At 72.7% G+C, this 22,946-nt stretch carries 22 protein-coding genes; 13 read left to right on the top strand and 9 right to left on the bottom strand.

Annotation, left to right across the window (positions count from 1 at the left end):
- Positions 1–15 precede the first annotated feature (15 nt).
- The 4 genes from kdpC to HGAM_RS02900 all read right to left on the bottom strand — a co-directional run bounded on the left by kdpC (position 16) and on the right by HGAM_RS02900 (position 5,793).
- Complete coding sequence (gene kdpC, locus HGAM_RS02880; RefSeq protein WP_019143964.1) at positions 16–633, bottom strand: potassium-transporting ATPase subunit KdpC; 618 nt, start codon at positions 631–633, stop codon at positions 16–18.
- A gap of 4 nt (positions 634–637) precedes the next feature.
- Positions 638–2,716, bottom strand: coding sequence for a potassium-transporting ATPase subunit KdpB (gene kdpB / locus HGAM_RS02885; protein WP_038951508.1), 2,079 nt, complete (start codon positions 2,714–2,716; stop codon positions 638–640).
- Positions 2,717–2,727: 11 nt separating this feature from the next.
- On the bottom strand, positions 2,728–4,392 hold the full coding sequence (gene kdpA / locus HGAM_RS02890) for a potassium-transporting ATPase subunit KdpA (RefSeq protein WP_019143966.1): 1,665 nt from the start codon (positions 4,390–4,392) through the stop codon (positions 2,728–2,730).
- Positions 4,393–4,650: 258 nt separating this feature from the next.
- Complete coding sequence (locus tag HGAM_RS02900) at positions 4,651–5,793, bottom strand: acyl-CoA dehydrogenase family protein (RefSeq protein ID WP_019143968.1); 1,143 nt, start codon at positions 5,791–5,793, stop codon at positions 4,651–4,653.
- A gap of 167 nt (positions 5,794–5,960) precedes the next feature.
- Between HGAM_RS02900 and HGAM_RS17400 the strand changes: the two genes are divergently transcribed.
- The gene (locus tag HGAM_RS17400) at positions 5,961–7,151 is read left to right on the top strand and encodes a PP2C family protein-serine/threonine phosphatase (protein ID WP_019143969.1); all 1,191 of its coding nucleotides are present in this window, start codon (positions 5,961–5,963) and stop codon (positions 7,149–7,151) included.
- Between the two features lie 67 nt (positions 7,152–7,218).
- The gene (locus HGAM_RS02910) at positions 7,219–8,025 is read left to right on the top strand and encodes an alpha/beta fold hydrolase (RefSeq protein ID WP_019143970.1); all 807 of its coding nucleotides are present in this window, start codon (positions 7,219–7,221) and stop codon (positions 8,023–8,025) included.
- Positions 8,026–8,041: 16 nt separating this feature from the next.
- On the opposite strand, the gene HGAM_RS02915 is transcribed toward HGAM_RS02910, so the two are convergent.
- Positions 8,042–8,875: an aldo/keto reductase gene (locus HGAM_RS02915; protein WP_019143971.1), complete on the bottom strand. Its 834-nt coding sequence runs from the start codon at positions 8,873–8,875 to the stop codon at positions 8,042–8,044.
- Positions 8,876–8,961: 86 nt separating this feature from the next.
- Here HGAM_RS02915 and HGAM_RS02920 point away from each other — a divergent pair, with 86 nt between their 5' ends.
- Together HGAM_RS02920 and HGAM_RS02925 are read left to right on the top strand one after the other, a co-directional pair.
- Entirely contained in the window at positions 8,962–10,023 is a 1,062-nt protein-coding gene (locus HGAM_RS02920) for an NAD(P)-binding domain-containing protein (protein ID WP_019143972.1), read from the top strand.
- 108 nt (positions 10,024–10,131) lie between these two features.
- Positions 10,132–10,695 (top strand): hypothetical protein, encoded by a 564-nt coding sequence (locus tag HGAM_RS02925; protein ID WP_019143973.1) that lies wholly within the window; start codon positions 10,132–10,134, stop codon positions 10,693–10,695.
- Positions 10,696–10,707: 12 nt separating this feature from the next.
- Here the strand turns inward: HGAM_RS02925 and HGAM_RS02930 are convergent, their stop codons facing one another.
- From HGAM_RS02930 to HGAM_RS02940, 3 genes are read right to left on the bottom strand one after another with little or no spacing between them, the layout of a single operon-like run.
- Positions 10,708–11,433: an amino acid ABC transporter ATP-binding protein gene (locus HGAM_RS02930; protein ID WP_019143974.1), complete on the bottom strand. Its 726-nt coding sequence runs from the start codon at positions 11,431–11,433 to the stop codon at positions 10,708–10,710.
- Positions 11,433–12,281, bottom strand: coding sequence for an amino acid ABC transporter permease (locus HGAM_RS17405; protein ID WP_019143975.1), 849 nt, complete (start codon positions 12,279–12,281; stop codon positions 11,433–11,435). The genes HGAM_RS02930 and HGAM_RS17405 overlap by 1 nt, the downstream gene beginning before the upstream one ends.
- Positions 12,278–13,147 carry an ABC transporter substrate-binding protein gene (locus tag HGAM_RS02940; RefSeq protein WP_019143976.1) on the bottom strand — a complete coding sequence of 290 codons (870 nt, stop codon included), beginning with the start codon at positions 13,145–13,147 and terminating at the stop codon, positions 12,278–12,280. The genes HGAM_RS17405 and HGAM_RS02940 overlap by 4 nt, the downstream gene beginning before the upstream one ends.
- A gap of 211 nt (positions 13,148–13,358) precedes the next feature.
- Here HGAM_RS02940 and HGAM_RS02945 point away from each other — a divergent pair, with 211 nt between their 5' ends.
- From HGAM_RS02945 to HGAM_RS02975, 7 genes are all read left to right on the top strand, one after another.
- Positions 13,359–13,802 (top strand): DUF4442 domain-containing protein, encoded by a 444-nt coding sequence (locus HGAM_RS02945; protein ID WP_038951511.1) that lies wholly within the window; start codon positions 13,359–13,361, stop codon positions 13,800–13,802.
- A 70-nt stretch (positions 13,803–13,872) separates the two neighbouring features.
- The gene (locus HGAM_RS02950) at positions 13,873–15,045 is read left to right on the top strand and encodes a low temperature requirement protein A (protein WP_019143978.1); all 1,173 of its coding nucleotides are present in this window, start codon (positions 13,873–13,875) and stop codon (positions 15,043–15,045) included.
- A 109-nt stretch (positions 15,046–15,154) separates the two neighbouring features.
- Positions 15,155–15,730 (top strand): TetR/AcrR family transcriptional regulator, encoded by a 576-nt coding sequence (locus HGAM_RS02955; RefSeq protein WP_019143979.1) that lies wholly within the window; start codon positions 15,155–15,157, stop codon positions 15,728–15,730.
- A 169-nt stretch (positions 15,731–15,899) separates the two neighbouring features.
- Positions 15,900–17,435, top strand: a complete 1,536-nt coding sequence (locus tag HGAM_RS17410) for a DHA2 family efflux MFS transporter permease subunit (RefSeq protein WP_218915225.1) — start codon at positions 15,900–15,902, stop codon at positions 17,433–17,435.
- A gap of 44 nt (positions 17,436–17,479) precedes the next feature.
- The gene (locus HGAM_RS02965; RefSeq protein WP_019143981.1) at positions 17,480–17,989 is read left to right on the top strand and encodes a flavin reductase family protein; all 510 of its coding nucleotides are present in this window, start codon (positions 17,480–17,482) and stop codon (positions 17,987–17,989) included.
- A 47-nt stretch (positions 17,990–18,036) separates the two neighbouring features.
- Positions 18,037–19,365 (top strand): NtaA/DmoA family FMN-dependent monooxygenase, encoded by a 1,329-nt coding sequence (locus HGAM_RS02970; protein ID WP_019143982.1) that lies wholly within the window; start codon positions 18,037–18,039, stop codon positions 19,363–19,365.
- A gap of 68 nt (positions 19,366–19,433) precedes the next feature.
- Positions 19,434–19,970, top strand: coding sequence for a PadR family transcriptional regulator (locus HGAM_RS02975; protein WP_019143983.1), 537 nt, complete (start codon positions 19,434–19,436; stop codon positions 19,968–19,970).
- On the opposite strand, the gene HGAM_RS02980 is transcribed toward HGAM_RS02975, so the two are convergent.
- On the bottom strand, positions 19,928–20,194 hold the full coding sequence (locus tag HGAM_RS02980; RefSeq protein ID WP_019143984.1) for an SCO4848 family membrane protein: 267 nt from the start codon (positions 20,192–20,194) through the stop codon (positions 19,928–19,930). The genes HGAM_RS02975 and HGAM_RS02980 overlap by 43 nt on opposite strands.
- 23 nt (positions 20,195–20,217) lie before the next feature.
- Between HGAM_RS02980 and HGAM_RS02985 the strand changes: the two genes are divergently transcribed.
- Both HGAM_RS02985 and HGAM_RS02990 read left to right on the top strand, forming a co-directional pair.
- Positions 20,218–22,242 carry an NADPH-dependent 2,4-dienoyl-CoA reductase gene (locus HGAM_RS02985; RefSeq protein ID WP_019143985.1) on the top strand — a complete coding sequence of 675 codons (2,025 nt, stop codon included), beginning with the start codon at positions 20,218–20,220 and terminating at the stop codon, positions 22,240–22,242.
- Between the two features lie 170 nt (positions 22,243–22,412).
- Entirely contained in the window at positions 22,413–22,937 is a 525-nt protein-coding gene (locus tag HGAM_RS02990) for a DUF1697 domain-containing protein (RefSeq protein ID WP_019143986.1), read from the top strand.
- The last annotated feature ends 9 nt before the right edge of the window (positions 22,938–22,946 follow it).

The raw sequence follows: 22,946 nt of genomic DNA on the forward strand, positions 1-22,946 counted from the left end.
CTCGAATCCTGCCAGTCAGTCGCCGTCGGCGGCCCGCAGCACGGCCGCGTTCAGCTCCAGGACGTTCACCCGCGACTCGCCGAGGACGCCCAGGGTGCGTCCGTCGGTGTGCTCGCGGACGAGCGCCTCGACCGCGGCGACGTCCAGGCCGTGAGCCCGGGCGACCCGCGGCGCCTGCAGCGCGGCGTACGCGACCGACACGTGCGGGTCCAGTCCCGACCCGGACGCGGTGACCGCGTCGACCGGCACCTCGGACTCGTCCACGCCCTCGCGGGCGGCGACCTCGGCCTGGCGCTGCGTCACGAGCTCGACGAGGTCCGGGCTCTCCGGGCCGAGGTTGGAGCCGGCGCTGGCCAGCGTGTCGTAGCCGTCGCCGGCGGCGGACGGCCGCGGCTGGAACAGGTCCGGGTCGTCCACGACCTGGCCGATCAGCGCCGAGCCGACCGCCTCGTCGGGGTCCGTGGTGTGCTCGCCGTCGGCGGTGATCATCGAGCCCTGCGAGGCCCATGGGGCGGCCACGGCGGCCGCGCCCTGGACGACGAGCGGGTAGGCGACGCCCAGCACGAGGGTCGCGACGAGCATGGCGCGCAGGCCGGCCAGGCTCTGGCGGTAGAGGGAGAACAGGGTCTTCACGGGGTCACGCTCCGGGGAGGGTCGAGACGAGCAGGTCGATGAGCTTGATGCCGACGAACGGCGCGACCACGCCGCCGACGCCGTAGATCAGCAGGTTGCGGCGCAGCAGGGCCGAGGCCGAGCTGGGCGTGTAGCGGACGCCGCGGAGCGCCAGCGGGATCAGGGCGACGATGACGAGCGCGTTGAAGATGACCGCCGAGAGGATCGCCGACTCCGGGCTGCTCAGCCGCATCACGTTGAGCACGTCCAGACCGGGGAAGGCGACGACGAACATCGCCGGCAGGATCGCGAAGTACTTGGCGACGTCGTTGGCGACGGAGAACGTCGTCAGCGCACCGCGGGTGATGAGCAGCTGCTTGCCGATCTCCACCACGTCGATGAGCTTGGTCGGGTCCGAGTCCAGGTCGACCATGTTGCCGGCCTCCTTGGCCGCGGTCGTGCCCGTGTTCATCGCGACGCCGACGTCGGCCTGCGCCAGCGCAGGCGCGTCGTTGGTGCCGTCGCCGCACATGGCGACCATGCGACCGCCCTCCTGCTCGCGGCGGATGAGCGCCAGCTTGTCCTCGGGCGTCGCCTCGGCCAGCACGTCGTCCACACCGGCCTCCTCGGCGATGGCTGCCGCGGTGGTGGCGTTGTCGCCGGTGACCATCACCGTGCGGATGCCCATGGCCCGCAGCTCGGCGAAGCGCTCGCGCATGCCGTCCTTGACGACGTCCTTGAGGTGGACGACCCCCAGAACGCGCGGCACCTCGCCCGCGCGCTGCTCGGCGACGACCAGCGGCGTGCCGCCCGCGCGGCTGATGCCCTCGACGACGTCGCCGACCTGGTGCGGCACGACGCCCTGCTGCTCCTCGACCCAGCGGGCGACCGCCGACGCGGCCCCTTTGCGGACCGAGCGGCCCGGCAGGTCGACGCCGCTCATGCGGGTGGACGCCGAGAACGGCACGAGCGTGGCTGCCGCCGGCACCGGCGGGCGCGTGCCGTCGCCACGCACCAGGGCCACGATGCTGCGACCCTCCGGGGTCTCGTCGGCCAGCGACGAGAGCAGGGCCGCGTCGGCGAGCTCGGCGTCCGGCACGTCCGCGACCGGCAGCACCGCGCAGGCCTGGCGGTTGCCGTAGGTGATCGTGCCGGTCTTGTCGAGCAGCAGCACGTCCACGTCGCCGGCGGCCTCGACCGCGCGGCCGGACATGGCCAGCACGTTGCGCTGCAGCAGCCGGTCCATGCCGGCGATGCCGATCGCCGACAGCAGCGCGCTGATCGTCGTGGGGATCAGGCACACCAGCAGCGCGGTCAGCACGAGCACGCCCTGGCCGGCGTCGCTGTAGCCGGCGACGAAGTGGAGCGTCACGACCACGACCAGGAAGATCGCGGTCAGCGACGACAGCAGCACGTTCAGCGCGATCTCGTTGGGGGTGCGCTGACGCTCGGAGCCCTCGACGAGCGCGATCATCCGGTCGACGAACGAGTGCCCGGGCTCGGACGAGATGCGCACGACGACGCGGTCGGACAGCACGATCGTGCCGCCGGTGACGGCCGAGCGGTCGCCGCCGGACTCGCGGATGACCGGGGCCGACTCGCCGGTGACCGCCGACTCGTCGACCGACGCGACCCCCTCGACCACGTCGCCGTCGCCGGGGATGCGCTCCCCGGCGGTGACGACCACCAGGTCGCCCGGGCGCAGGGACGTGCTGGGCACGACCTCGGCCGGCTGGTCGAGCAGCGAGCCGCGGGCGGGGTCGGGACGTCCGCTCAGGCGGTGCGCCGTCGTCTCCTCCTGCAGCGCGCGCAGGCTGTCGGCCTGGGCCTTGCCGCGACCCTCGGCCACGGCCTCGGCCAGGTTGCCGAACAGCACGGTCAGCCACAGCCAGATGGTCACGCCGACGCCCACGGTGCCGGGGTCGACGAGCGTCATGACGGTGGTCAGCACCGCGCCGAGCTCGACGACGAGCATGACCGGGCTGGCCAGCAGCGCGCGCGGGTCGAGCTTGCGCAGGGCGCTGGGCAGCGCCTCGCGCAGCTGGACGGGCAGGGGACGCCGCGCGGTGGCGGAGGCGGGTTCGGCCGGGGCCGGGCGGTTCAGGGTCTGGGTGTTCACGAGAGGGACTCCACGATCGGGCCGAGCACGAGCACCGGCACATAGGTCAGGCCGACCACCACGACGGCCACGCCCGAGAGCAGGACCACGAAGAGCGGACGGTGGGTGGGCAGCGTGCCGGCACCGGCCGGCAGCCGCGGGGCGGCGGCGAAGCGTCCGGCCAGGGCCAGGACGAGCACGATCGGCACGAAGCGGCCGAGCAGCATGCACGTGCCCAGCAGGGTGTTCCAGAACGGCGTGCCGGACGTCAGGCCGCCGAAGGCGCTGCCGTTGTTGTTGGCCGCGGACGTCACGGCGTACAGCGCCTCGGACAGGCCGTGCGGCCCGGTCTCCTGCAGGCCGGCGACGCCCGGGGAGACGCTCAGCGCGAGCGCGGTGCCGACCAGCACGAGCACGGGCGTCGTCAGCACGTACAGGGCGACGAGCACGATCTCGCGCTGGCCGATCTTCTTGCCCAGGTACTCGGGGGTGCGTCCGACCATGAGCCCGGCCAGGAACACCGCCACGACGGCGAGCACGAGCATCCCGTACAGGCCCGAGCCGACGCCGCCGGGCGCGATCTCGCCCAGCATCATGTTGAACATGGTCAGGCCGCCGCCGGGTGCGGTGAACGAGTCGTGCATGGCGTTGACCGCGCCGGTGGACGTGCCGGTGGTCGCGGCGCCGAACAGGGCCGAGCCCGCCTCGCCGAACCGCACCTCCTTGCCCTCCATCGCGCCGCCGGCCAGGGCCGGCACGGTGCCGGGAGCGGCCATCTCGGCCCAGGTCAGCAGCGCCGTGGAGGCACCGAGCAGCAGGGCCATGACGGCCAGGACGGCGCCGCCCTGGCGCCGGTCCTTCACGATGAGGCCGAACGCCCACGCCATGGCGAAGGGGATCAGCAGGATCAGGAAGATCTCGAGCAGGTTGGTGACCGGCGTCGGGTTCTCGAACGGGTGCGCGGAGTTCGCGTTGAAGAAGCCGCCCCCGTTCGTGCCGAGCTCCTTGATCGCCTCCTGGCTGGCCACCGGTCCGCCGAGCACGGGCTGCGTGCCGCCGGTCAGCGTGGTCACGTCCCGCGGGCCGTGCCAGCTCTGCACCACGCCACCGACCGCGAGCGCGGTGGCGCCGAGCACGGCGATCGGCACGAGCACGCGGACGAGGCTGCGGACCAGGTCGGTCCAGAAGGAGCCGACCCGTCCGCCGGCCCGGCTGCGGGCCAGGCCGCGCGCGAACGCGGCGGCGACGCTCATGCCGACGGCGGCCGAGACGAAGTTCTGCACGGTGAGGCCGGCGGCCTGCAGCAGGTGGCCCGCGGCCGCCTCGCCGGAGTACCACTGCCAGTTGGTGTTGGCCACGAACGAGACCGCGGTGTTCCAGGCCCCGTCCGCGGGCAGCGGGTCGAGGCCCAGCGACAGCGGCAGGTGCGGCTGCAGGCGTCCGAGGCCGTGGAGGAGCAGCAGGCCGACGAGCGAGAAGCCGAGCACGCTCAGGGCGTAGGTGCGCCAGGACTGGTCGGCGTCGGGGTCGACGCGCAGCAGCCGGTAGGTGGCGCGCTCGGGCAGCAGGTGCCGCTCGGAGGTGTAGGTGCGGGCCAGGTGGCGGCCGAGCAGCGGGGTGGACAGGGCGAGGGCCGTGACGAGGATCGCGACCTGGCCGAGGGCGGGCAGCACGTCGCTCATCGCTGCGCCCTCCTGTCCAGGAGGTCGACCAGCAGGGCGAGCAGGGTGAAGGCTCCCACGGTGAGGAGCACGTAGAGGACGTCGAGCACGCCCCGTTCCTACGCCCGGACGACGCCAGACCTCAGGGTCCTTGATGCTTCCTTGACGCCGTCCGTCCGGTTCCTGACGGCATCCCTACGCCCGGGAACGACGGAGGGACCACGCTCGGTCGAGCGTGGTCCCTCCGCGTCCGCGCCGGGACGGGTCCCGGCCGGGGTCCTACAGGCCCATCGAGCGGCCGACGATCTCCTTCATGATTTCGGTCGTGCCGCCGTAGATCGTCTGGATGCGGCTGTCGGTGTAGGCCTTCGAGATCGGGTACTCGGTCATGAACCCGTAGCCGCCGTGCAGCTGCAGGCACTGCGCCGCGGCCTTGTTCTGCAGCTCGGTGGTCCACCACTTGCCCATGGCCGCCTCCTCGGCGGTCAGCTCGCCGCGGTTGTGCGCCGCGATGCTGGCGTCGACGAACGACTGGCCGATGCGGTACTCGGTCTCCAGCGAGGCAAGCACGAAGCGGCTGTTCTGGAACGAGCCGATCGGCTTTCCGAACGCCTTGCGCTCCTTCACGTAGTCCAGCGTCATGTCCAGGATCGCGCGGGTCGCGGCCATCGCGCCGACCGAGATGGCCAGGCGCTCCTGCGGCAGGTTCTGCATCAGGTAGATGAAGCCGTGGCCCTCCTGGCCGAGCAGGTTCTCGACCGGCACGCGGACGTCGTCGAAGAACAGCTCGGCGGTGTCCTGCGCCTTGAGCCCCATCTTGTCCAGGTTGCGGCCGCGCTCGAAGCCCTCCATGCCGCGCTCGACCACGATGAGCGAGACGCCCATGGCACCGGCGGACGGGTCGGTCTTGGCCGCGACGATCACCAGGTCGGACAGGATGCCGTTGGAGATGAACGTCTTCGCGCCGTTGAGCACGTAGTGGTCGCCGTCGCGCACCGCGGTGGTGGCGATGCTCTGCAGGTCCGACCCGGTGCCCGGCTCGGTCATGGCGATCGCGCTGATGATCTCGCCGGTGCAGAACGGTGGGAACCAGCGTGCCCGCTGCTCGTCGTTGGCGAGCGCGAGCAGGTAGCTGGAGACCAGGTCGGTGTGCAGCACGAAGCCGACGCCGCTGGCGCCGATGCGGGCCAGCTCCTCGGACAGGATCGCGTTGAACCGGAAGTCGTGGATGCCGCCGCCGCCGTGCTCCTCGGGCATCATGAAGCCGAGCAGGCCGAGCTCGCCGGCCTTGCGCCACAGCTCGCGCGAGACGACGCCGTCCTTCTCCCACTGCTCGTGGTTCGGCGCGACCTCCTTCTCGAAGAACGCGCGGACGGTGTCGCGGAAGGCGTCGTGGTCGGGCTCGAAGATGTCGCGCTGCATGGTGATGCTCCTCACTGTGGAGGGCCCATCCTGACAGTGGCGCTGTCATGGTCGCAAGGGACCATCGGCCAGCGGAGGGGGACGAGCGGCCAGCGTCCGGCCCGCGCGGGCTCCCTCGCCCTTGACTAGGGTGCGAGAGCACGGACGACGACAGGAGTGACGGGGACGTGGAGCAGCACGACGTGGTCGAGGCCGAGCAGCGCCGGCTGCGCGCGGTGGAGAACGTGGGCGTCCTGGACGACGCCCACCAGCAGCGGCTGGACCGCCTGACCCGCACGGCGCAGGTCGCCTTCGACGTGCCAGCGTCCTCGATCACGCTGATCGAGGCCGACCAGGCTTGGTACCCGACCATCCGCGGCCTGCCGAGCGCCCCGGTGCCGCGCAAGGACACCTACTGCAGCCGCGCCATCGAGCTGGAGACCGTCGTGGTGTCGAACGACACCGCCGCCGACCCCCGCTTCATGGACCTGCCCTTCGCCACCGGCGAGGGGGCGCTGCGCTTCTACGCCGCGCGCGTTCTGCGCGACCCGGCCGGCAACGCGCTGGGCACGTTCTGCCTGTTCGACGTCCGGCCGCGCGAGTTCAGCGAGCGCGAGATGCGGCTGCTGGACGAGCTGGGCGGCTGGGCCGAGTCCGAGCTGCTCGCGTCGGCGGAGATGACCCGCGCGCACATGGTGCAGGCGGCGATGCTGCCGGAGGCCCCGCTCGAGCTCGACGAGTGGCAGGTCGAGGGCGTCTGCACGCCGGCCCAGGCCGTCGGCGGCGACTACTTCGACTACTCGGTCGACGACGGGCTGCTGAGCTTCGGCCTGGCCGACGTGATGGGCAAGGGCACGTCGGCCGCGCTCATCGGCGCGGGCGTCCGGGTCGGCCTGCGCGCGGCCCGCAGCGCCGTCGCGGACGGCGCCGACCTGGGCCGCGTCATCACGCTGCTCGAGGAGGGCAGCATCGCCGACCTGGACCGCGCCGGCTCGTTCGTGACCCTGTTCGAGGGCATCGCCGACCTGGCGTCCGGCGAGCTGCGCTGGGTCGACGCGGGGCTCGGGCTCACCGTGCTCGTGCGGGCCGACGGCACCGCCGAGCAGATGCGCGGTGAGGACCTGCCGCTGGGCGTCGTCCCCGGCCGCGGGTTCACCGAGCACGTCACCCGGATGGAGCCGGGCGACCGGCTCGTGGTGTTCAGCGACGGCGTGCTCGACCTGCTGGACGACGAGAATCGCTGGCTGGAGCCGGTCGCCGACCTCGTCCGCCAGCACGCCGCTCCCCGCGACCTGTTCGCCGCGGTCAACACGCTGGCGCGCACCCGGATGCCGATGGACGACATCACGCTGCTGTCGGTCTACCGCCGCCCGGCCTGACGCGCGGGGTTCCCCGCGCTCCCGGCATGTGACATCCTGCGTGTCACGTACCGACCCGAGGAGCCCGATGACGACCACCGCGACCCCGATCCAGCGCCTGGCCACCACCCGCAAGGGGACCGGGGAGCCGCTGCTCCTGCTGCACGGCATCGGTCACCGCCGCCAGGCCTGGGACCCGGTGCTCGCGCGCCTCGCCGAGTCCTACGACGTCATCGCCGCCGACCTGCCGGGCTTCGGCGAGTCCGACCCGTTCCCGCCGGGATCGACGATCGACATGGACGCCGCCTGCCGCGCCGTCGTGGCCGAGCTGGAGCGGCTGGGCATCTCCAAGCCGCACGTCATGGGCAACTCGCTCGGTGGGGCGATGGCCCTGGAGCTGGCCCAGCGCGGCCACGCCGCGTCGGTGGTGGCACTCAGCCCGGCCGGGTTCTTCCGCCACCTGGGCGACCGCCTGCAGGCGCTCGGCGTGCTGGCCGTGCTCAAGGGCACGGCCTCGGCGCCCGCGGCCGTGCTGCGCCGCGTCACCGCGACGCGCCTGGGGCGCCGGCTCGCCGGCATGGCGCTGTTCACCCACACCGAGCGGCTGGACGCCGACGGCATGTACGGCGACTCGCTCGCGCTCCGGGACGGGTCGGCGTTCTGGCCGATCGCGCGCTCCGGGGCGACCTACAACTTCCACGGCACCGTCGACGTGCCGGTGACGGTGGCCTGGGGCACGCGCGACCGCATCCTGCGCCACGGACAGAGCAGCCGTGCCCGACGCCAGCTGGCCGACGCGCGTCACGTCGACCTGCTCGGCGCCGGGCACGTGCCGATGATCGACGAGCCGGACACGATCGTCCGGCTCGTCCAGGAGACCACCGCCCGGGCCTAGCGCCCGGGCGCCGGGCTCACGGGATCCAGTTGAAGGTGTCCGGGTCCGGGCCGGTGCGGTGTCCCTTGTCCAGGGCCGCGATCGCGTCGACGTCGGCCTGGTCGAGCTCGAAGTCGAACAGCGCGAAGTTCTCCTCCACGCGCGAGCGGGTGACCGACTTGGGGAAGACGATGTCGCCCCGCTGGATGGCCCAGCGCAGCGTCACCTGGGCCGGCGTGCGGCCGACCTTGCGGGCGATCTCGGTGATCGTCGGGTCGTCCAGCACCTGGCCCTGGGCGATCGGCGACCACGCCTCGATCGCGATGCCCTTGTCGGCCGAGTAGGAGCGCACGGCCTCGTTGGTCAGGTACGGGTGCACCTCGACCTGGTTCACGGCCGGGACGACCTCGGCCGTCTCGAGCAGCCGGTCCAGGTGGGCCGGCTGGAAGTTCGAGACGCCGATGGCGCGGACCTTGCCCGACGCGGCGATCTCCTCCATGGCCTTCCAGGTGTCGACGTAGTCGATGTCGATGCCCGGCAGCGGCCAGTGCACGAGGAACAGGTCGACGTACTCGCCGCCGAGCTTCTCGAGCGTCTCGTCGAACGAGCGCAGCGCGTCCTCACGGGCGTGGTGGCCGTTGTTGAGCTTGCTGGTGATGAAGACGTCCTCGCGGGCCAGGCCGGACGCGGCCAGCGCCTCGCCGACGCCCGCCTCGTTGCCGTACATCTGCGCCGTGTCGACGTGCCGGTAGCCGACCTCGAAGGCGGTGAGCACCGCGTCCTTCGTCTCGGCCGGGTCGACCTGGTACACGCCGAAGCCCAGCTGGGGGATCTCGACGCCGTTGTTCAGGGTGATGGTGGGAACGGTCATGAGCCCACCATAGAACCGCTCGCAAATACCCGCGCGTGCAACCAGTTGCCGGGCATCTTTCGCGCCGTCCGGGCGTTGCAGCAGGCGTGGACGTCCTCGACAGCGTGGTCACCGGTGCCGGTCAGGCGGGGTTGTCGGCGTCGTTCCACCTGCGCCGGCTGGGTCTGGAGCACGTGGTCCTGGACGCCGACGCGGCCCCCGGCGGCGCCTGGCAGCACCGTTGGGACTCGCTCACCATGCACGACGTCCACGGCGTCGCCGACCTGCCCGGCCTCGAGCGCGAGGGCGGTGACGGCGCCGACCGCGCCAACGAGGCGGTGCCCGCGTACTTCGCCGACTACGAGCGCCGCTTCGACCTGCCCGTCGTCCGTCCCGTCCGGGTCGAGCGCGTCGAGCGCGACGGCGACCTGCTCGTCGTCCGCGCGGACGGCCGCGCCTGGCGCACCCGGACGCTCGTCAACGCCACCGGCACCTGGACCCACCCGTTCTGGCCGCACTACCCCGGCATGGAGACCTTCGTCGGCGAGCAGGTGCACACCGCGCAGTTCCCCGGCGGCGAGCACTTCCGCGGCGTCCGGACGCTGGTGGTCGGTGGCGGCGCCTCGGCCGTGCAGCACCTCGGCGAGCTGGCGCCGGTCACCGACACCCTGTGGGTCACCCGCCGCCCGCCCGTGTGGCGCACCGGCGAGTTCACCCCCGAGGCCGGCCACGAGGCCGTCGCCCTCGTCGAGGAGCGGGTGCGCCAGGGTCTTCCGCCGCAGAGCGTCGTGAGCGTGACCGGGCTGATGCTGCGCGAGCAGGAGCGCGAGGCCGAGCGGCTCGGCGCCTACGCCGACCGTCGCGACCCGTTCGTGCGCGTCGAGCCCGACGGCGTGCGCTGGGCCGACGGCACGTTCGAGCCGGTCGGCGCGATCGTGTGGGCCACGGGGTTCCGTCCGGCGGTCGCCCACCTGGCGCCGCTGCGGCTGCGCAGCGAGCACGGCGGCATCCAGCTCGACGGCACGACGTCGGTGGCCGACCCCCGGGTGCAGCTCGTCGGGTACGGACCCTCGGCGTCGACGATCGGTGCGAACCGGGCCGGGCGCACCGCCGCCCTCGGCGTCCGCCGCGCCCTGCGCGCCGTGCCCGAGGCCGCTCCCGCTCCCTGAGACCGGGGAAAGGTTCCCCAGTGGCAGGGATGTGCCCGCCTGGCGGGACCCGTACGGTCTCCATCCCGATCGCGCCACCGACGGCCGATCTCCCGACCAGGAGACCTCATGACCCGCTCGTCCCTCGTCCTGTCCCTCGGCCTGTCGGCCGCTGCCATGCTGGTGGCCGCCGGGTGCAGCGCCATGCCCGGCGCGGTCGACGCGGCGTCGCTGGACACCAGCCACGACTACGACGCGACGAAGCTGGCCCAGGCCTGGGACAAGCTGGGTGACGACATCGGCGCGGAGAACCCGAAGGTCGTCTCCATCTCGGTGACGGACACCACCGTGACGGCGTCGGCGACCGACCCGGACGCACCGACCGAGCTGAACGACTGGACGGTCTCGGGCTCCAAGGTGCTCCCGTCCGTCCCGGTCGACTACGACAACAACGTCGAGGGCCTCAAGCAGTCGGTCTTCGACATGGATGACATCGATCCGAAGGTCGTCGCCGCCTTCGCCGACGAGGCGGTCAAGCGCGCCAAGATCGAGAAGGGTGAGGTGCAGAGCGTGCTCGTCCGCCGCGACCTGCCGACCTCGACCAAGATCCAGATGACGGCCAGCGTTCAGGGCGAGCGCGATGGCAAGACCGTGGTGGGCGACGACAAGGGATCCGTGCTGTCCGTCGACTGACCCGCCCTTGCGTCAGGCGAGGTGGCGGGCCAGGAAGGCCCGCGTGCGCTCGTCCACCGGCGCGGTGAAGATCTGCTCCGGCGGGCCCTGCTCGACGATGCGTCCGTCGGCCAGGAAGACGACCCGGTCGGCGACCTCGCGGCAAAAGTCCATCTCGTGCGTGGCCATGACGATCGTCTGGCCGGACGCCGCCAGGTCGCGGACGACCTGCAGCACCTCGGCGACGAGCATCGGGTCGAGCGCGCTGGTGACCTCGTCGAGCAGCAGGAGCTCGGGGTCCATGGCGACGGCGCGCACGAGCGCGACCCGCTGCTGCTGCCCGCCGGACAGCGCGTCCGGGTGGGCCGGCGCCCGGTCGGCCAGCCCGACCCGCTCGAGCAGCTCGCGGGCCCGCGCCTCGCTCTCGCGCCGGCCGCGGCCCAGCACCTTGCGCTGGCCGAGCGTCACGTTGCTCAGCACCGACAGGTGCGGGAACAGGTTGTAGGCCTGGAAGACGACGCCGATGCGCCGCCGGGTCGCGTCGACGTCCAGCGCCGGGTCGGTGAGCTCGACGTCGCCGAGCCAGATGTCGCCGTCGTCGGCCACCTCGAGCAGGTCCAGGCAGCGCAGCAGGGTCGACTTGCCCGAGCCGGAGGCACCGATGAGGCAGACCACCTCGCCGGCGGCGACCTCGAGGTCGACGTCGTCCAGCACGACCTTGTCGCCGAACGTCTTGCGCAGCCCCGTCACGCGCAGCATCAGGCACCCGCCTCCCGGCGCATCTGGCGGATCATGAACCAGTCGGTGATCCGCGTGACGAACACCGTCGTGACCACGAAGAACAGCGCGGCCACGCACAGCGACGTGAAGTTGAAGGTCTCGGCCTGGTAGACGCTCGCCGCGCGCAGGCCCTCGACGAGGCCGATCGTCGACAGCAGCGCGGTGTCCTTCTGCAGCGAGACGAAGTCGTTGACCAGCGGTGGCGTCACGCGGCGCAGCGCCTGGGGCAGGACGACGTGGCGCAGCGTCGCGCCGTACGACATGCCAAGCGCGCGGCCGCTGGCCCACTGCGTCGGGTGGACGGAGAGGATGCCCGCCCGCACCACCTCGGCCACGTAGGCGCCGTAGCTCAGCGCGAGGGCGATGGCCCCGAGCCAGAACAGGCTCGTGGGCATGCCGGCCAGCCCGAGCGCCGGGAAGCCGAAGCCGACCAGCAGCACGACCAGGATGGTCGGCACGCTGCGGAACAGGTCGGTGTAGACCGTTGCCAGGATCTTGAACGGCGCCATGAACGGCGCCGGCACCACGCGCACGACCGCGACCAGCACGGCCACGACGAGCACCAGCACCTCGACCAGCAGGAACATCCGGATGTTCAGCCAGAACGCGTCGCGGACGAGCGGGAAGCTCTCGCGCGCGTGGCCGGCGTCGAAGTACGTCCGCTGCACCCGCTCCCAGCCGGGCGAGGTGACGACGGCGGCGGCCAGTCCCCCGAGGACCACCACCGTCGAGAGCACGCCCGCGAGCGCCCGGCGCCGGGTGCGACGCCGGCGGAAGGCGTCGCGCTCGGCCTGCCGGGCGCTCGGGACGTGCGGGACGGCCGTCACTTCAGGACGGGCGCGTTCGCCGACTCGGCGAGCCAGGTCTGCTCGAGGTCGGCCAGCGTGCCGTCCTCGCGCAGGCCCTCGACGGCGTCGTCGACGCACGAGGTGAGCTTGCTGCCCTTCTCCAGCAGCAGGCCGAACGCCTCGGTGGCGTCGCCCTCGACCTGGAACTGGCCGGCGATGACCGAGCCGTCGATCTCGGCGGCGGTCAGGTAGAACGCGCTGGGCAGGTCGGCCACGATGCCGTCGACCTGGCCGTTGCGAAGGGCCTCGGCGGCCTTGGTCGTGTCGTCGTAGACCCGCGGCTGCTTGGCGCCCTCGATCTGGCCGATCGCCTTGAGCGAGGTGGTGCCGATCTGCGCGCCGAGCTGGGCGTCGGCGAGGTCGGCCAGGCTCTTCGCGTCGGCGAACGGCGAGTCCTCGAGCACGATGACCGCCTGCGCGGCCTCGTAGTACGGCGCGCTGAAGTCGACCGCCTGCTTGCGCTCGTCGGTGATCGAGATCTGGTTGATGTCGACGTCGAACTGCTTCTCGCCGGGCTGGTAGGCGGTGTTGAACGGCACCTTCGTCCAGACGACCGCGTCCTTGTCGAAGCCGAGCCGGTCGGCGACGGCGTAGGCGACCGCGCTCTCGAAGCCCTTGCCGTTGGCCGGGTCGTTGTCGGAGAACCACGGCTCGTAGGCCGGGTCGTCGGTGGCGATCGTGAGGCTGCCCTTCTTCACCGTGGGCAGGGAGTCGACCGAGCACGCGGCCGAGGAGTCGGCGGACGACGCGGAGTCGGACTCCTCGTCGGCCGGGGCGCAGGCCGCGGCGAGCAGCAGGGCGGAGGCGGCGACGAGGCCGCCGAGCGAGCGGGGGAGGGACGTCATGGCCGTCATCGTAGGGGCGCGCGCCGCGGCCCGGGCGGCGTCCCAGGGTTCGGCGCCGGGGTGCGACCGACGTCACGTCTCGGTACCGGCATCCCAGATGCACGGGAGGCGGACGCGCCTACGTCGGTCTTTCATGGGGCACGTCATCCACGGAGGAACCCATGACCGCTCGGCACGTCCCACACCCGCAGCACCGCGAGAGGGTGGTCGCATGACCCCCAGCAGGCTCCGTCTGGCCATGAACACGTGGCCGACCTACCGGTTCGCCGGGGTGCGGGTCGAGCAGATCGCGGAGGACTGGACGTCCGTGGACGTGCGGCTCCGGGTGAGGGGCCTGCAGCGCAACGCGGTAGGCACCGCGTTCGGGGGGACGCTCTTCGCGATGAGCGACCCCTTCCTCATGATGATGGCGATGAACCAGCTCGGCCGCGCGTACGTCGTGTGGGACAAGCAGGCGGCGATCGAGTACGTGAAGCCGGGACTCGGCACCATCCGCGGCCACTTCGAGCTGCCGACCGACACGGTCGAGGAGATGCGCGTCGCCACGAAGGACGGCGACAAGCACCTGCGCTGGTTCGAGGACGTCCTGACGGACGACGCGGGGGACGTCGTCGCCCGGCTGCGACGCCAGCTGTACGTCCGCCGCGCGCGCTGACGCCAGGCGTCCGCCGGCGGCCCCGAGCTCGGCTCCGTGCCCCGGCGGCCGCGGGGCCTAGAGTGCCCGCGTGATCCCGGCTCCGTCCCGCCCCGCCCGCTCCCGCCTCGTGCCGATGCGTCCGCGCGACCCGCGCGAGCCCGCCCGCACCGCCAGCGAGCTGGAGCTGTTCTTCGACCTGGTCTTCGTCGTAGCGGTGAGCGTCGCCTCGGTGCAGCTGCACCACGCGCTGGCCGAGGGGCACGTCGTCGACGGCGTCGTCAGCTACCTCATGGTGTTCTTCTCCATCTGGTGGGCGTGGATGAACTTCACCTGGTTCGCCACCGCCTTCGACACCGACGACTGGCTGTACCGCGTGCTGACGCTGGTGCAGATGGCCGGCGTGCTGGTGTTGGCCGCCGGGGTCGAGGACACCTTCGGCGCCGAGCGCGACTACACCGTCGTGACGCTGGGCTACGTCCTCATGCGGGTCGCTCTGGTCGCCCAGTGGCTGCGCGCGGCGCACGGCGACGCGTCCCTGCGCCGCACCACGCTCGTATATGCCGCCGGCATCAGCACCGTCCAGGTGCTGTGGCTGCTGCGGCTGGCGCTGCCGGAGTCGGTGGCGACCGCCTCGTTCCTCGTCCTCGTCGCGGCCGAGCTGGCGGTGCCGGTGGTGGCCGAGCGGGTCGGTCCCACGCCCTGGCACCCGCACCACGTGGCCGAGCGGTACGGGCTGTTCACGCTCATCGTCCTGGGCGAGAGCGTGCTGGCGTCGGCGAACGCGTTCATCGGCGCGCTGCACGACGACGCCGAGCTGGTGCCGCTGGTCACCACGGCGGTGCTGACGTTCGTCGTGACCGCCGCGCTGTGGTGGACGTACTTCTGGGCGCCGCACCACCGGACGATCGACGCCGGCGGGGCGCTGCGCTACGGCTACGCCCACTACCTCGTCTTCGCCGCGGCCGGCGCGTTCTCGGCGGGCGTGGAGGTCGAGATCGACGCCCTGAGCGGGCACGGCGAGCTGTCGCAGGCGGCGGCCGCGTGGACGGTCTCGGTGCCGGTCGCCGTGTTCGTGCTGGGCATCTGGGCGATCGCGCTGCGTCCGGTCGGCGACCGCGTGGTCAACCTGGTGGTGCCGGTCGCGGCGCTCGTCGTGCTGGCCGACGCGCTCGTGCCCGTGCCGCTGCTCGTCACCGCGGTCGTCATGGTCGGCGTCGTGTTCGTCCTCGTGCGCCGCCCGGCTGAGGTCGCCGTCGCTTGACGCCCGTGCTCGAGCACGGCGCCGATTCGCCGCGGGCGACCGCTATCGTGGAATACGGAGGGGCACCCCGGTTTCCGCCGGACCCTGTGTCGTGAAGGGAGCACCGGCCGTGACGGCACCGAGCGGACGAGCACGCCGCAGCCGCGCCGACTTCGAGCGCAACCGCTCGGAGATCGTGACGCAGGCGGAGCGTCACTTCGCCGAGTCGGGTGTGGGCGCCTCGCTCGAGGCGGTGGCCCGCGACGCCGGGGTCGGCTCGGCCACCCTGTACCGACACTTCCCGACCCGGGACGCCCTGCTCGCCGAGGTGCTCCAGCGCCGGACCGACACGCTCGAGGCGTCCAAGGCGAGGATCGAGCAGCTCGACGACCCGGACGCGGCGCTCGAGGCGTGGCTGGCGGCGCTCGAGGAGTACTTCGGCGCGTTCGACGGGCTGTCCGGCCCGTTGCGCAGCGCGCTCGCGCAGGAGCACAACCCGCTCACCCTGACCTGCATCGGGTTCATCCACGGGACCGACCACTTCCTGCGGGCCGCGCAGCAGCACGGCTCCGCACGGCAGGACGTCCGGGGACGGGACCTCTTCCTGGCGGTGCTCGCGACGAGCTGGGTGCGCGGAGCGTCCCTGGCGGACGACGAGGCCGCAGGCCGGCTGCGCGGCCTGATGCGCGACGGCTACCGCCGCTGACCTGGTCGGGTCGCCATCGCGGCCCGCCGCGTCCGGTGCTCCCGTGAGCCGGCCCCGGCTGTCTCGCTGATCACATCGGCGTCGCGTCGTTGCGAAACGGAGGCACCCCCTGTTTAATCGAAACGGGGGCATCCCCCGTTTCATCCCCACCTCGAGAGCGAGCACCGCCGTGTCATCGGACCTGTCACCTTCCGCCGCACCTGACCGGCCCGGACGCCCCGGCCCGGACGGCCCCCGCACCGAGGCGCGCGCGCACGGCGACCGGCTGGCCCCGGGCGACGGGCTGATGATCGGCCTGCTCATGGGGTCGACGTTCGTGGTGCTGCTCAACGAGATGCTGCTCGGCGTGGCACTGCCCACCCTGATCCAGGACCTGGGGATCAGCGCCTCGACCGGCCAGTGGCTGACCACGGGCTACCTGCTCACCCTGGCCGTCCTCATCCCCGCGACCGGGTTCGTGATGCGCAAGCTCCACCTGCGCACGATCTTCCTGGCCTCGATGACCCTGTTCACGGTGGGCACGGCGATGGCTGCCCTGGCTCCCGGGTTCGGGCTGCTCCTCGCCGGCCGCCTGGTGCAGGCGGCGGGCACCGCGGTGTTCCTGCCGCTGCTGATGACGACGGTCATGCGGCTGGTGCCCGAGGGTCGCCGCGGCCGGTTCATGGCGTTCGTCGTGGTGGTCACGGCGGCCGCGCCGGCTCTCGGACCGGCAGTGTCCGGGCTGGTCCTGTCGCAGCTGGGCTGGCGATGGCTGTTCATCCTCATGCTGCCGATCGCGCTGCTCTCGCTGGCGCTCGGCGCCGCCAAGCTGCGCAACATCACGCGTCCCGAGCCGGTGCGGCTCGACGCCCTGTCCCTGCTCCTGTCCGCCGTCGGCTTCGGCGCACTGGTCTACGGCCTGGCCAGCATCGGCGAGTCGGCCTCGGGCCACACCCCCGTGCCGCCGTACGTCCCCCTGGCGATCGGCCTGCTGGGTGTCGCTGCGTTCGTGCTGCGCCAGGTCGCGCTGCAGGAGCGGGAGACGCTCCTGCTGGACGTGCGGATCTTCGCCGTCCGCTCCTTCTCGGTCCCCCTCCTGGTCATGCTGATGCTGACGATGACCGCCTTCGGCACCGGGATCGTGCTTCCGCTCGTGCTCACCGGCGTCCACGGGCTGAGCTCGCTGCAGGTCGGCCTCTTCCTGGTGCCCGGCGGGGTGGCGATCTCGGTGGTCTCGGCGATCGGCGGACGCTTCTACGACCGCGTCGGTCCGCGACCGCTGGTCGTCCCCGGTGCGGTGATCGTGGCCGCGACCCTGTGGTTCCTGGCGCAGGTCAGCGCCACCACCTCGGTCTGGACGCTCCTGGCCGTCTACATCGTGATGATCGTCGGCCAGGCGCTCATGTGGAGCCCGCTGACGACGGCGGCGCTCTCCGCCCTGCCGAGCACCCTGTACCCGCACGGCAGTGCCGCGTTCAGCGCCGTCCAGCAGCTCGGCGGCGCCGCGGGCACCGCGATCCTCGTCTCCGCGTACACGTTCGGGGCCGGCGCCGGCGGCTCCGGGACGCTCGACGTGGCCCAGTCCGTCGACGCCGCCCGGGCGGCGTTCACGGCCGCGGCGGTCATCGCGTGCGTCTCGGCCGTGGCGAGCCTGCTCGTCCGCCGCGCACCCCTCGCGGACGAGTCCGAGACCGAGCACGAGGTCGCCGAGCACGCGTCCGCCTGACCGCGTCGCACCCCGACCGAAGCCACACCAGATCGGAGATCGCCATGCCGGACCCCGTCACCCTCGGCGGCGGCGCCGCGAGCACCGTCACCCCACGACGGATGCGGGACGCCCTGGCCGGGTACCCCACCGGGCTCGTGCTCGTCGCCGGCACGGACGACGGCGCGACCGTCGGCATGCTGGCCAGCTCGTTCACCTCGGTCTCGCTCGAGCCGCCGCTGGTCTCGCTCGCCTTCGCACGCACCTCGACCACCTGGCCGAGGCTGCAGCGCGCCGACCGATGGGGCCTCAGCGTGCTGAGCCAGCAGCAGGCGGACCTCCTCCCGCTGCTGGCCCGCCCGGCCGACGTCCGCTTCGACGACGTCGGGACGTCCGAGCGGCACGGCGGACTCGTCCTGCCCGACGCCGCACTCACCCTCACGGTCACCCGGCACGCCGAGGTCGAGGCCGGCGACCACGTCCTGGCCCTGCTCCGGGTCCTCGACGTGCACCGGGACGACGCCAGGCCCCCCGTGGTCGTCCACGACCGGCGCGCCCGCCACCTCGCCGCCTGACCCCGCCTGCCCACAGCTCCGCACCTCTGCGACGAAGGACCCGCACCATGACCGACCGCACGATGATCCTCGGGATGCACCTGGGGACCGGCTACGGCTCCCAGGCCCTGTCCTGGCGCGCCCCGGGCGTCGACCCCGGCGCCTACACCGACTTCGACGCGCAGGTGCGCCACGCCCGCGCCGCCGAGCGGGGCAAGTTCGCGTTCCTGTTCCTGCCCGACTCCCTCGCCGTCACCCGCGGCATCGAGCGCGAGGTGCCGCAGGCCACCTTGGAGCCGATGCTGACCCTGGCGGCGATCGCCCGCGCCACCGAGCGCATCGGCCTGGTCGCCACCGGCTCCACCACCTTCAACGAGCCGTACAACGTCGCGCGCCAGTTCAAGACGCTCGACGTGATGAGCCACGGCCGGGCGGGGTGGAACGCCGTCACGACCAGCGACCCGAACGCCGCGGCGAACTTCGGCCAGACCATCGCCGACCGGCCGGAACGGTACGGACGCGCCCACGAGGTGATCCAGGTCGTCCAGGCACTCTGGGGCAGCTGGCAGGAGGACGCCTGGGTCAAGGACCCGGCGACCGGCACGTTCGTCGACCCCGACAAGCTGCGTCCCGTGAACCTGCAGGGGGCGCACGTCGCCGCCCGCGGACCGCTGCCGATCCCGCCGTCGGAGCAGGGACAGCCGGTCATCTTCTCCGCCGGGGGCGGCGCCTACGGCCTGACGCTCGCCGGTCGCTACGCCAGCGGCGTCATCGGCGCGGCGTTCACCATCGAGGACGCCCGCGCGCAGCGTGACGCCGCCCGGGAGGCGGCCCGCCAGGCCGGTCGCGACCCCGACGAGGTCAAGTACTTCGCCGGCGTCATGCCGGCCCTGGGCACGTCCGTCCGTGACGCGCTCGACCGGCGCATGGCGCTCAACGGGGACCTCTTCGCGAGCCGGGTGCCGTACCTCGGTCTCATGCTCGGGCTCTCCCTCGACGCCGGCCAGCTGGACCAGCCGCTGACCCCCGCCCAGCTCGGTGCGGCGCGGGCCGGATCCGGTGACCCGCGGGCCGCGCGGGCCCTCGAGGTGGCGCGGGAGGGCTGGACGCTCCGCGAGGTGCTGGCCCACGGCGTCATCGACTACCACCCCACGCCCGTCGGACCGCCCGCCGTCGTCGCCGATCACCTGCAGGCGTGGTTCGACGCCGAGGCGGTGGACGGGTTCTGGGTCTCCCCCGACGTGAACGCGACCGACATCAACACCTTCGTCGACGAGGTCGTCCCGCTCCTGCAGGACCGCGGGCTGTACCCGGCCGACTACGTGGGGACGACGCTGCGCGAGCACCTGGACGTGCCACATCAGTACGGGATCGACCCGCGCATCGTCACGCACTAGCCTCCGCCGGCGCTCGCTGGCTGCAACCTCTTGCACATGCAACTCGTTGCATAGTAGGTTCTCGCGGCATGGCCCTGGAGCACGCGATCCTCGTGTCCCTCGCGGAACGGTCGGCCACCGGCTACGACCTCGCGCGGCGCTTCGACGCGTCCATCGGGCACTTCTGGAAGGCCACCCACCAGCAGGTCTACAAGGTGCTGGCCCGCATGCAGGAGCAGGGCTGGGTGGACGTCGAGCTGGTCACCCAGGCCGGGCGTCCCGACCGCAAGGTGCACCGCATCACCGACGCCGGACGCGCCGAGCTGCGGCGCTGGTCGGCCGAGCCGATCGGGCCGGAGGTGCTGCGCAGCAGCTTCGCCGTCGCCCTGCGCGGGCTGCCGAACGTCGACCAGGACGCCCTGCTGGCCCACGTCCGCGCGCGGCGCGACGAGCACGCGGCGACGCTGGAGGCGTACGAGAAGGACATGGCGCGCACGTTCCCCGACCCGGACGCGCTCGACGAGGCCGCGCTCGGCCCCTACCTCGTGCTGCGCGGCGGCATCCTCACCGAGGCCGCTGGGCTTCAGTGGTGCGAGGAGACGCTCGCCCGCCTTGAGGCGCGATGAGCCAGCACCGCGCGAGCGCCCACGACGAGCACGCCGACGCCGATCGAGAACGCGGTGACGATGAGCACCGCGTGCACCCAGAAGAACGCCGTCGGGTCACTCGACCAGTGCTCGCCCGCCCACGCCCGGTCGTCGTCCGCGATCGCCTTGGCGAAGCGCGGCCAGATGACCATGTTGAACAGCCCGGCCAGCACCAGGAACCACGCCGACGTCCTCGAGATCACGCCCCCAGTATGAGGAGCACCGCATGACCACGAACCACCCGCACCTGCTCAGCCCGATCACCATCGGCGCCACCACGCTGCGCAACCGCGTGATCATGGGGTCGATGCACGTCGGCCTGGAGGACAAGGCCAAGCACCTGCCCGACCTCGCGGCCTACTTCGCCGAGCGGGCCAAGGGCGGCGTGGCGCTGTCGGTCACCGGCGGCTTCGCCCCCAGCTGGCGCGGCTGGCTGCTGCCGTTCGGCTCGCAGATGACGTCCCGTCGGCACGCGGACTCGCACAAGGTCGTGACCGACGCCGTCCACGAGCACGACGGCAAGATCGCGATGCAGCTGCTTCACGCCGGCCGCTACGGCTACAGCCCGCTCAAGCACACCGTCTCGGACGTCCGCAGCCCGATCACGCCGTTCCGGAACCGCACGATGAGCAGCCGCGACGTCGACCGCACCGCCACCGCGTTCGCCAAGTCCGCCGCGCTCGCGCTGCGCGGCGGCTACGACGGCGTCGAGATCATGGGCTCCGAGGGCTACCTGATCAACCAGTTCCTGGCCGCCCGCACCAACACCCGCACCGACGCGTGGGGCGGCACCGCGGAGAAGCGCATGCGGTTCCCGGTCGAGGTCGTCCGCCGCACCCGCGAGCTGCTCGGCGACGACGCGTTCGTCATGTACCGGATGAGCCTGCTCGACCTGGTCGACGACGCGCAGAGCTGGGACGAGACGGTCGAGCTCGCGCACCGGTTGGAGGAGGCCGGCGTCTCGGTGTTCAACACCGGCATCGGCTGGCACGAGGCCCGCATCCCCACGATCGTCACGTCCGTGCCGCGCGCAGCGTTCAGCTGGGTCACCGGCAAGCTGCGCGCCGAGGTGGGCGTGCCCGTGGTGGCGTCCAACCGCATCAACGACCCGGACGTGGCCGAGCGCATCCTGGCCGACGGCGAGGCCGACCTCGTCTCGATGGCGCGCCCGCTGCTGGCCGACCCGGAGTTCGTCCGCAAGACGGCCGAGGGCCGCACCGACGAGATCAACACCTGCATCGCCTGCAACCAGGCCTGCCTGGACCACACGTTCAGCAACCAGCGGGCGTCCTGCCTGGTCAACCCGCGCGCCGGGCACGAGCGCGAGCTCGTGCTGCTGCCGACGCGCCGCGCGAAGACGGTCGCCGTCGTCGGCGGCGGCCCCGCCGGGCTCGCGGCGGCGACCGAGCTGGCCGGGCGGGGCCACACGGTCGAGCTGTTCGAGGCGTCCGAGGAGCTCGGCGGGCAGTTCCGCCTGGCCATGCGCATCCCCGGCAAGGAGGAGTTCGCCGAGACGCTGCGCTACTTCTCCCGCCGCCTGGAGGTCACCGGCGTCAAGGTGCACCTCGGACGTCGCGTGGAGGCCGGCGACCTGACCGGCTTCGACGAGGTCGTCGTCGCCACCGGCGTCACCCCGCGCCTGCCCGACCTGCCGGGCGTCGACCACCCCAAGGTCGTCTCGTACGCCGACGTCGTCGCCGGACGGGTCGAGGCCGGGCAGAAGGTCGCGGTCATGGGCGCCGGCGGCATCGGCTTCGACGTCGCCGAGCTGCTGCTGCACGAGCCGGGCGAGTCGCTGGAGCACTGGATGACCCGCTGGGGCGTCACCGACCCCGCGCTCGCGCCCGGCGGCCTGGCCACCAAGGTGCGCGAGACGCCGCGCCGCGAGGTCTTCCTGCTGCAGCGCAAGACGACCCCGCACGGCGCCGGGCTCGGCAAGACGTCCGGCTGGGTCCACCGCACCACGCTGCGCGACTCGGGCGTCACCTTCGTGGGCGGTGTCCGGTACGACCGGGTGGACGACGCCGGGCTGCACGTCACGATCGGCGCCGACGGCGACTCCCCCGAGTCGCGCGTGCTCGACGTCGACACCGTGGTGCTGTGCACGGGCCAGGAGTCGGTGCGCGAGCTGGTCGACCCGCTGACCGAGGCCGGGGTCGTCACCCACGTCATCGGCGGCGCCGAGGTCGCGGCCGAGCTGGACGCCAAGCGGGCCATCCGCCAGGCCACCGAGCTCGCCGCCCGCATCTGAGCCCGGCACCCACTCCGGCGGTGAGTCATCCACCACGAGGATCGTCCCGGTGGTGGACGACCCACCGCCCCGGTCGCGGTCGCGGACCCGGTCCCGGTCCCTGAGCCTGTCGAAGGGAACCCCGTCGAAGGGAGCGCGGGCTGTCCCCGAGCGGGCCTAGGCTGCGCGTCATGAGCACCCGGGTCGTCCTGCTGCGCGCCGTCAACGTCGGTGGCGCCCAGCTCCCGATGGCCGACCTCCGTGCCATGGCCACCGACCTCGGGGCGTCCGACCCTCGCACCTACATCGCCAGTGGCAACCTCGTCGCCGACGTCCCGGGCGACCCGGACGCCTTCGACCGGGCGCTGGAGCAGGCCGTGCAGGAGCGGTTCGGGTTCTTCCGCGAGGTCATCAGCCGCACGCCCCACGAGGTGCGAGCCGCGCTCGCGGCGCACCCGTTCGAGGTGGTCGAGCCGAAGTTCTCGTACGTCTCGTTCCTGCTGCGCGAGCCCGATCGCGAGTCGATCACCACGGCGGAGGCGGTCGAGACCGGTGACGACCGCTGGCAGGTCGTCGGCCGCGAGCTGCACCTGCGCTACGCCGACGGGGCCGGCCGCGCCCAGCTCGATGACAAGAAGCTGCTGCGGGCGCTGGGCACCCCCGGCACGGCCCGCAACCTGCGCACCGTGGCCAAGCTCGTCGAGCTGGCCGGGTAGAAGCGCGTC

This window comes from Aeromicrobium massiliense JC14, assembly GCF_000312105.1.
In the GTDB taxonomy this organism is placed as follows: Bacteria; Actinomycetota; Actinomycetes; order Propionibacteriales; family Nocardioidaceae; genus Aeromicrobium; species Aeromicrobium massiliense.